The sequence below is a fragment of the Actinokineospora auranticolor genome (assembly GCF_041897805.1).
Classification (GTDB): Bacteria; Actinomycetota; Actinomycetes; order Mycobacteriales; family Pseudonocardiaceae; genus Actinokineospora; species Actinokineospora auranticolor.
On sequence record NZ_CP154825.1, the window covers coordinates 5,078,869 to 5,088,437 of the forward strand.

The 9,569-nt window shown below is 75.3% G+C and carries 1 protein-coding gene; it reads right to left on the bottom strand.

All coding sequences use genetic code 11. The features are described 5' to 3' along the window. Nucleotides 1–10: 10 nt before the first annotated feature. Nucleotides 11–9,547 (bottom strand): type I polyketide synthase, encoded by a 9,537-nt coding sequence (locus V5P93_RS22185; protein ID WP_219823961.1) that lies wholly within the window; start codon nt 9,545–9,547, stop codon nt 11–13. Between the last annotated feature and the right edge of the window lie 22 nt (nt 9,548–9,569).

Here is a 9,569-nt window from a genome sequence, read left to right on the forward strand (position 1 = left end):
GCGGCTAGGTTCAGCGACCCAGTTGGCCGTCGATGAAGGCGAACAGGTCGTCGTCGGAGGCGCCGAGGTCCCGCGCGGGCGTCGTGTCGCCCTCGAGGGCCTTCAGCAGGACGCGGAGGCGGTCGGCCAGCGACGCGCGGTCGCCGTCGTCGAGTTCCGCGGCGGCGCGGCGCATCTCGTCCAGGCCAGCGTGCAGGGCCTCCACGTCGGTGACGGGGACGAGCAGGGCGTCGAGGTGCGCGGCGAGCTGTTCGGCCGTGGGGTGGTCGAAGACCAGGGTGGTGGGCAGGGTGAGGCCGGTGGCGCGGGCCAGGCCGTTGCGCAGGTCCACGGCGGTCAGCGAGTCGAAACCCAGGTCGCGCAAGGCCCGCGCGGGGTCGAGTTCGTCGTCCGGCGCGAAGCCCAGGACGGCTTTGGCGCGCGTGCGGACGAGGTCCAGCAGGCGGGCTCGGCGCTCGGCCGCGGCCAGGCCCGTGAGGTCGAGGGCGCCGTCGGGTTCGGGGCGTTCGGCGAGGAACGCGCGGACCTCGGGGATGTCCTCGATGAGCGGGCGGCGGCGGACCGCGGCGTAGGTGGCGGCGAAGCGGCGCCAGTCGACGTCGGCGACGGCCAGGAACGTCTCGTCGGCGTCGAGGGCCGCGCCGAGCACGTCCAGCGCGAGGGCGGGCGGCATGCCGATGACGCCCCGGCGGGCGAGGTCGGTGGCGGCGGCGCCGGTCGCCATGCCCACCTCGGCCCACGCGCCCCAGGCGATGGCGAGGCCGTGCGCGCCCCGGGCCCGGCGGGCGCGGGCGAAGCCGTCGAGGTAGGCGTTCGCGGCGGCGTAGGCGGCCTGGCCCGCGCTGCCCCACACGCCCGCGTTGGAGGAGAACACGACGAACTCGGCCGCGTCGCCGAACACCGCGTCGAGGTTGCCGACCCCGGCGACCTTCGGCGCGCAGACACTGTCCCATTCGGACTGATCGCCGTCCCCGCCGACCACGCCCGCCGCGTGGTAGACGGACCGGACCCGCACGCCCCGGGCCGAAAGATCCGCGCGGAGCCGGGAGACGGCGGCGAGGTCGGCGACGTCGCACCGCTCAGCGGTCACGCCGGGGAGGTCGGGACCGGTGCCCGAGCGGCTGACCACGACGATCTCGCGTGCACCGCGCTCAAGCAGCCAGTGGGCGAGGCGGGTGCCGATGCCGCCGGAACCGCCGGTCACCAGGACCGCGCCCTCGGCGGGCTCGCGGACGACCGGGGCGGGTTCGGGGGTGTCGTCGCGGACCAGCCGCCGGGCGTAGGCGCCGTCGGCGCGGAGCGCGAGCTGGTCCTCCGGGCCTTGACCGCCGACGGCCGCCGCCAACAGCGCACCGTCCACAGTGGAGTCGACGGCGACGAGTCCGCGCCAGGCGGTCGATTCCAGGCCGAGCACGCGGCCGAGTCCCCAGAGCCCGCTCTGCACCGGGTCGTCGATGCCGGTGGTGACGCACCAGAGGGGGACGTCCCCGACGGCTTGGGCGAGTCGGGCGGTGGCGGTCCAGGCGTTGGCGACGCCGGTGGGCGAGACGCCCGGGGTCGCGGCCAGCAGGGAGACGACGGTCGTGACGGGTTCGGCGAGAGGGAGGTCGTCGTGTTCCCCGACGGCGACGACCGTGCCGTGCTCGCGCAGCTTCTCCAGCACGTCCCCAGACCAGGCAGGCGCGCCTTCGGGGACGACAACCAGCCAGTGGGGATCCACCGCGGGCGGGAGGTCCACCGGGGTCCACGACACGCGGTAGCGCCAGTCGCGGGTGGCGCGCGCGGCTCGCTTGGCGCGCCACCACGACGTCAGGCTCGGCAGGACCTCGCCGAGTGCGGGGACGTCGTCGGCACCGAGGATCTTGGCGAGGCCGGACACGTCGGCGTTGTCCACCGCCGCCCAGAACTCCGCGTCGGCGCCGGTGCCCGCCTCGGGGACCTGCTCGGGCCAGTAGTCGCGGCGGTCGAAGGCGTAGGTGGGCAACGGGATCCGGCAGGCGTCGGGGAACACGGGCGTGAAGTCGACCTCCACACCCCGCACCCACGCCTCGGCCAGCGAGGTGAGGAACCGGTGCGTGCCACCGTCGCCGCGCCGCAGTGAACCGACGACCACACCATCCACTTCGGACAGCGTGTCCTCGGTGGCGGCGGTCAGCACCGGGTGCGGGCTCAGCTCGACGAAGGTCCGGTACCCGGCTTCGGCGAGAGCGCGCGCGGAAGGCGCGTAGGAGACCGGTTCGCGCAGGTTCCGGTACCAGTAGGCGGCGTCGAGGTCGGTGCCGGGTAGGAAGCCGCCGACGACCGTGGAGTGGAACGGGACGTCCCCGGCGGCCGGGGCGAGCCCGGTGAGCGCGTCGGCCAAGGCGTCGCGGACGGCCTCGACCTGCGGCGAGTGCGAGGCGTAGTCGACGGGGACGCGCTTGGCGCGGATGTCGCGTTCGGCGCACCACGCCTCGACCTGGTCGAGGTCGGCGTCGGCACCGGAGAGCACGACCGAGGCCGGGCCGTTGATCGCGGCCACCGAGACGTCGCCGAGCACACCGTCGAGCACCTCCGGCGCGGCCTGCACGCTGAGCATGCCGCCGCCGGACAGCCCGGCCAGCAACCGCGACCGCGTGACGACGATCCGCAGGGCGTCGTCGAGGGTGAGGATCCCGGCGACGTGCGCGGCGGCGATCTCGCCCTGCGAGTGCCCGAGCACGGCCGCCGGTTCGACGCCGTGCGCCCGCCACAGCGCGGCCAGGGAGATCATCACCGCGCACAGCGCGGGCTGCACCACGTCGACGCGGTCGAGGGGGCCGTCGGCGAGCACGTCCCGCAGCGACCAGTCGACGAGCCCGTCGAGCACGCCCGCGCACCGGTCCATCGACGCCCCGAACACCGGGGACCCCGCCCACAGCTCGCGCCCCATGCCCAGCCATTGCGAGCCCTGACCGGGGAAGACGAACACGACCCGCCCCGGCCCGGCGGGTGCGACGCGACCGGTGACCAGGTCGTCGCCCGCCAGCGCGGTGGCGAAGTCGCCCGGTGTGGTGCCGATGACGACGGCGCGGTCCTCGAACCGCGACCGCAGACTCAAGGAATAGCCGACATCGCCGGGCGCGCCCGGCACGGCGGCCAGCTTGGCGAGTTGCTTGGCCAATCCACCCTTGCCGCGCCCCGACACCATCCACGGCACCAGCGCGGGCTCCAAGGCGCGCGACTCAGTCGGAGTGTCCGGGGCCTGTTCCAGGATGACGTGCGCGTTGGTGCCGCTGACGCCGAAGGCGGAGACCCCAGCGCGGCGCGGTCGGTCGGTCCCCGGCCACGGCCGGGCGTCGGCGGCGACCTCGACGCGGCCCGTGGTCCAGTCGACCTCGGTCGACGGGTGGTCGGCGTGCAGGGTGCGCGGGATGACCGCGTGCCGCAGGGCCTCGACCACCTTGATGACCCCGGCGGCGCCCGCCGCGGCCTGGGTGTGGCCGAGGTTGGACTTCACCGAACCCAGGTAGAGCGGTTCGGCGCGGTCCTGGCCGTAGGTCGCCAGCAGGGCTTGGGCCTCGATCGGGTCGCCGAGACGGGTGCCGGTGCCGTGTCCCTCGACGAGGTCGACGTCGGCCGGGGCGAGTCCCGCGTCGGCGAGCGCGCGGCGGACCACGCGCTGCTGGGCCGGGCCGCTGGGCGCGGTGAGGCCGTTGGACGCGCCGTCCTGGTTGATCGCGGTCCCGCGCAGCAGGGCCAGCACGGGGTGGCCGGCGCGGCGGGCGTCCTCGAGGCGTTCGAGGACGAGGACGCCGACGCCCTCACCCCACCCGGTGCCGTCCGCGCCCGCGCCGAACGCCTTGCACCGGCCGTCGGCGGACAGGCCGCCCTGCCGCTCGAACTCGGCGAACAGGGTCGGGGTGGCCATCACGGTCACTCCGCCCGCCAGCACCATCCCGGCCTCACCCCGGCGAAGTGCCTGCGCGGCCAGGTGCAGCGCGACCAGCGACGAGGAGCACGCCGTGTCCACCGACACGGCGGGTCCTTCGAGCCCCAGCACGTAGGAGACGCGCCCGGACAGGACGGACGCGGCGTTGCCGGTCGCCAACAGCCCCTCGACGTCCGGGACGCCCTTCAGGCGCTCGCCGTAGTCGTGCAGGCTGGAGCCGAGGAAGACGCCGGTGTCGGTGCCGCGCAGGGAATGCGGGTCGACGCCCGCGCCTTCCAGCGCTTCCCAGGCGCATTCCAGGACCAGCCGCTGCTGGGGGTCCATGGCGAGGGCTTCGCGCGGGGAGATGCCGAAGAAACCCGCGTCGAACCCGGCGATGTCGGCGAGGTAGCCGCCGGGGGCGCCCGTGCGCCAGCCGCGACCGGGCGGGACCGGCCCGAGCACGTCCACTCCCCCGGCGACGACGTCCCACAACGCGGCCGGGGAGTCGATGCCGCCACCGAACCGGCAGGCCATGCCGACGATCGCGAGCGCGTCGCCCGTGGCCGCGGCCCGCCGTTCGGTGGCGCGCGCCGGGGCCGCGCCGAGCAGGGCGCGGCGCAGTTCACCGGCGAGCGCCTTCGGCGTGGGGTGGTCGAACACGGCGGTGGCGGGGAGCCGGACACCGCAGGCGGCGACGAGGCGGTTGCGCAGGTCGACGGCGGTGAGCGAGTCGAAGCCGACCTCCCGGAACGCGCGGTTCGGGTCGAGGCCGCCACCCGCGTGGCCGAGGACGGCGGCGGCCTGCGCGGTGACCAGGTCCAGCACGGCGTGGTCGCGGTCGGCCTCGGGGAGTTCGGCGAGGCGACGGGCGAACGCGGAGCGGTCGACCTGTGCGGCGGCCCGGCGGACCCGGGTCGGGACCCGGCCGCGGAGCACGGGCGGCGGGGCCTGAGTGCGCCACGCGGCGGTGTCGAACCGAGCCGGGGCGAGGACGGGCTCGTCGCTCGCGCAGGCGGCGTCGAACAGGGCCAACGCGTCCGCGGCGGGGATGGGGACCAGGCCCGCGCGGACGGCGCGGTCGCGGGCCCGCTCGTTCAGCCTGCCCGCCATGCCCGCGTCGACGTCCCACAGGCCCCAGGCCAGGGACGTCCCGGGCAGGCCATCGGCTCGACGTTGCCGGGCGAGGGCGTCGAGGAAGGCGTTGGCGGCGGTGTAGACGGCCTGGCCGGCGCCGCCGAGGAGACCGGCGACGGAGGAGAACAGGACGAACCGGTGGACGGGGTGTCGCCGCGCGATCCCGTCCAGCACGAGCGCGGTGTCGACTTTGGCGCGGAAGACGCGGTCGACGGCGTCGGGGGTGATCGAGTCGAGGAGGCCGTCGGCGAGGGCGGCGGCGGTGTGGACGATCCCGGTGAGGCGCCGTTCCCCGATGGCCGCTTCGAGGGCGGCGGGGTCGGTGGCGTCGCAGGCGATCGCGCGGACGCGGTCGGCGAGTTCGGCCGCGCCTGGCGCGTCCGGGCCACGGCGGCTGACCAGCAGCACCTCGACGCCGTGGGTGTCGGCGAGGTGGTTGGCGATGATGCCCGCCAAGCCGTCGGCGCCACCGGTGATCAGGACCGTGTCGTCCGGACCGAACGGCGGGGCGTCGGGCTCAGGTCGGGTCGCGGTCAGCCTCGGTGCCCACGCCCCGCCGCCGCGCACGACGAGTTCGGGTTCGCCGGTCTCGGCGGCGCGCAGGATCTCCGGGCCGGTCGCGTCATCGCCGCGCACGAGCGCGAACCGGTCCGGGTGCTCGGCCCGCAGAGACCGGACCAGTCCGTGGACCACCGCGGCGGCCGGGGTGTCCCCGGTGACGACCACGAGCCGCTGCCCGGCTTCGACAACGACCTTCGCCGCATCCACTGTGGACAAAATAGCGGCCCGGGCGTCGGTGGTGTCGACGCTGAAGAACGCCGTCTCCGCCTCGGGATCGAGAGGGGTCGCGAGGCGGGTGCGGAGGTCGAGAGGATCGTCACCGAGAACGGCGACACGGGCGGGGGTGTTGTCCGCCAGCGGGATGGGGACTTCGTCGACGCGGTAGAGGGCGCGGCTCGCGGCGGGTTTCTCGGCGTTGCGCAGGCGGAGGGAACCGATGTCGAGGACGGGCTGCCCTTCCGCGTCGGCGACGCGCAGGGCGACGGTGTCGGTGTCGCTCACCCGCAACCGGACGCGCAGCGCGGTCGCGCCGGTGGCGAACAGGGTGACGTCGCGCCAGGCGAAAGGCATGCGGCGCGCGGTCGAGGCGTTCTCGGCGAACCCGAGGGCCTGGAGCGCGGCGTCGAGGAGGGCGGGGTGGACGGCGAAGGCGTCGGTATCGGGCAACGCGTCCGGGCCGACCTCGATCTCGGCGTAGACCGTGTCCCCGTCCCGCCAGGCGGCGCGGAGGCCCTGGAAGGGGCCGCCGTAGTCGATGCCCGCTTCGGCGAGGCGGTCGTAGTAGCCGGTGAGGTCGACCGGGGTGGCGGCGGGCGGCCACTGGGTGAGGTCGAAGTCGGGGCGGGGTGGGGTGGCGGCCAGGACCCCGGTCGCGTGGCAGGTCCAGACGTCGTCGCGTTGGGCGTGGACGGCGAGGGCGCGGTCCCCGGCGTCGTCGGGTTCGCCGAGGACGACCCGGATCGCGGTGTCCCGGTCCACGACGACGGGCGCGTTGAGGGTGAGTTCGGTGAGGTGGGTGCGGCCGACGTGGATGCCCGCGTGCAGCGCGAACTCCACGAGTGCGGTGCCGGGGAGGATGGTCGCGCCGCCGACGACGTGGTCGGCCAGCCACGGTGTGGCGCTCGTGGCGAGACGGCCGGTGAACAGGTGCCCTTCGCCGGTCGCGATGACGGCGCCGAGCAGCGGGTGACCGGTGCCGGTCAGACCGGGCAGGGCGGGGGCGGCGCCGGGGAGACCGGGGGTGGCCAGCCAGTAGCGCGCGCGTTGGAAGGCGTAGGTGGGCAGGTCCACGTGCCGCTGGAGCGCAGATCCGAGGGCGGGCCGCCAGTCGACGTCCACGCCCCGTACCGCGACCTCGGCGAGGGAGGTGTGGAACCTCGTCAACCCGCCTTCCCCGCGCCGCAACGACCCGACGGCCACACCGGGGTGGTCGCGCGCGTCGAGGGTCTGCTGCACCGCGAGGGTGAGCACCGGCTGCGGGCTCATCTCGACGAACACGTCGTGCCCGGCCACCGCCAGGGCGGTGACCACGGGTTCGAAGCGGACGGGTTCCCGCAGGTTCCGGTACCAGTACTCGGCGTCCAGCTCGGTCCCGTCCACGACCGTGCCGGTGACCGTGGAGTGGAAAGGGATCTCGGCGGTACCCGGCGTGATCCCCGCCAACGCGACGGGGAGTCGTTCCCGCAGCGGTTCGACGCTCGGCGAGTGGGAGGCGTAGTCCACGGGGATTCGCCGCACCCGGACTTCCCGCGCTGTCCACGCCTCGACCAGCTCATCCAGCGCGGCCGATTCCCCCGCGATCACAACGGATCCGGTGCCGTTGTAGGCCGCGATCGACACCCGGCCCTCATAGTCGCGCAGCGCGGTCTCGACATCGGCGGCGGGCAACGCCACCGACACCATCCCACCCGGTCCGGCGAACTCGGCGATCTGCCTGCTGCGCACCACAACCGCGCGGGCCGCGTCCGCCAGGCTCAGCACACCGGCGACGTGCGCGGCGGCGAACTCGCCCTGGCTGTGCCCCACCACGGCGGCGGGCTCGACCCCGTACGACCGCCACAGCGCCGCCAACCCGACCATCACCGCGAAGAGCACGGGCTGCACGACGTCGACGCGCTCCAGCCCGGGCGCCCCGTCCACCTCCCGCAGCACCCCCGTCAACGACCAGTCGACGTGCGGCTCGAACTCCCGCTCGCACTCCGCCAACGCCTCGGCGAACACCGGCGCGGTGTCGAGCAGTTCCCGGGCCATCCCGGCCCACTGGGCGCCCTGGCCGGGGAAGACGAACACGACCTTGCCGCCCAGGTCCGCGACCCCGGACACCACCGACGTGGGATCCTGGTCGGCGAGCGCCCGGCGGAACGCGGCGGGGTCGTCGGCGACGATGACGGTCCGGTGCGGCAGCGGGGAGCGGGTGGCGGCGAGCGCGTGCCCGATCTCCTCGATCCCCAGGTCCGGGCGCGCGTCGAGGAGCGCGGCCAGGTTGTCCGCTTGGCCGCGCAGTCCGTCCGCGTCCGCCGCGGCCAGCACCCACGGCACCGCCGAGCGGCGCTCGCCCCCGGGTTCCGCCGCCGGTTCGGGGACGTGTTCCAGGATGACGTGCGCGTTGGTCCCGCTGCCGCCGAAGGAGGACACGGCCGCGCGGCGGGGTTCGCCGGTGTCGGGCCAGGGGCGGGCCGCGGTGAGCAGGCGGAGACGGCCCCCGGTCCAGTCCACGTGGGGGGAGGGCTCGTCGGCGTGCAGGGTCGCGGGCAGCACGCCCTTGCGCAGCGCCGTCACCATCTTGATGACGCCCGCGATGCCGGAGGCGGCCTGGGTGTGGCCGATGTTGGACTTGACCGACCCCAGGTACACCGGCTCCACGTCGGCGGGCCTGCCCCCGTAGGTGGCCAGCAGCGCTTGCGCCTCGATCGGGTCGCCCAGGGTGGTTCCGGTGCCGTGCGCCTCCACCGCGTCCACCTGGCCGACCGACAACCCGGCCGCCGCCAGGGCCTGGCGGATGACCCGCCGCTGCGCGGGGCCGCTCGGCGCGGTCAGCCCGTTGGACGCGCCGTCCTGGTTGATCGCCGACCCCCGGACGACGGCGAGCACCGGGTGCCCCTGCCTGCGCGCCTCGGACAGTCGCTCCACGACGACGACCCCGGCGCCCTCCGCCCAGCCGGTGCCGTCGGCGCCCGCGCCGAACGCGCGGCAGCGGCCGTCGGCGGACAGCCCGCCCTGCCTGCTGAACTCGACGAACGCGCCGACGGTCGGCATGATCGTGACCCCGCCCGCGAGCGCGAGGTCGCAGTCCCCGGCCAGCAGGGCGCGGCAGGCCAGGTGCAGGGCCACCAGCGAGGTGGAGCACTGGGTGTCGATCGAGATCGCGGGGCCCTCGAGACCGAGGGTGTAGGCGACCCGGCCGGACATCATGCCCATGCCGGTGCCGGTGAGCGCGTAGCCCTCCAGTTCCCGGGTCAGGTCCGGGGAGCCGAGCCCGTAGAGCGAGGCGGGCGCGCCGGTGAACACGCCGGTCCGGCTGCCGCGCAGGGTGTGCGGCGCGATCCCGGCCCGCTCGAACGCCTCCCACGCGATCTCCAGCAGCACCCGCTGCTGCGGGTCCATGGCCAGCGCCTCGCGCGGGGAGATGCCGAAGAACCCGGCGTCGAAGTCGGCGACGTCGCGCAGGAACCCGCCCGCCCGCGCGTAGAAGGTGCCCTCGTGCTCCGGGTCCGGGTGGAACAGCGCGTCGAGGTCCCAGCCGCGGTCGGTGGGGAACGGGCCCATGGCGTCCACCCCGGACGCCACCAGCTCCCACAGGGCGTCGGGCGAGTCGACGCCGCCGGGGTAGCGGCAGGCCATCCCGACGACCGCGATGGGCTCGGCGCCGCGTTCCTCGGACTCCCGGAGCCTGCGCCGGGTGTCCCGGAGTTCGCCGGTGACCCACTTCAGGCTCGCCAGGAGTTCGTTGTCGTCAGCCACTTCGCGTCCCGCCCCCACACGT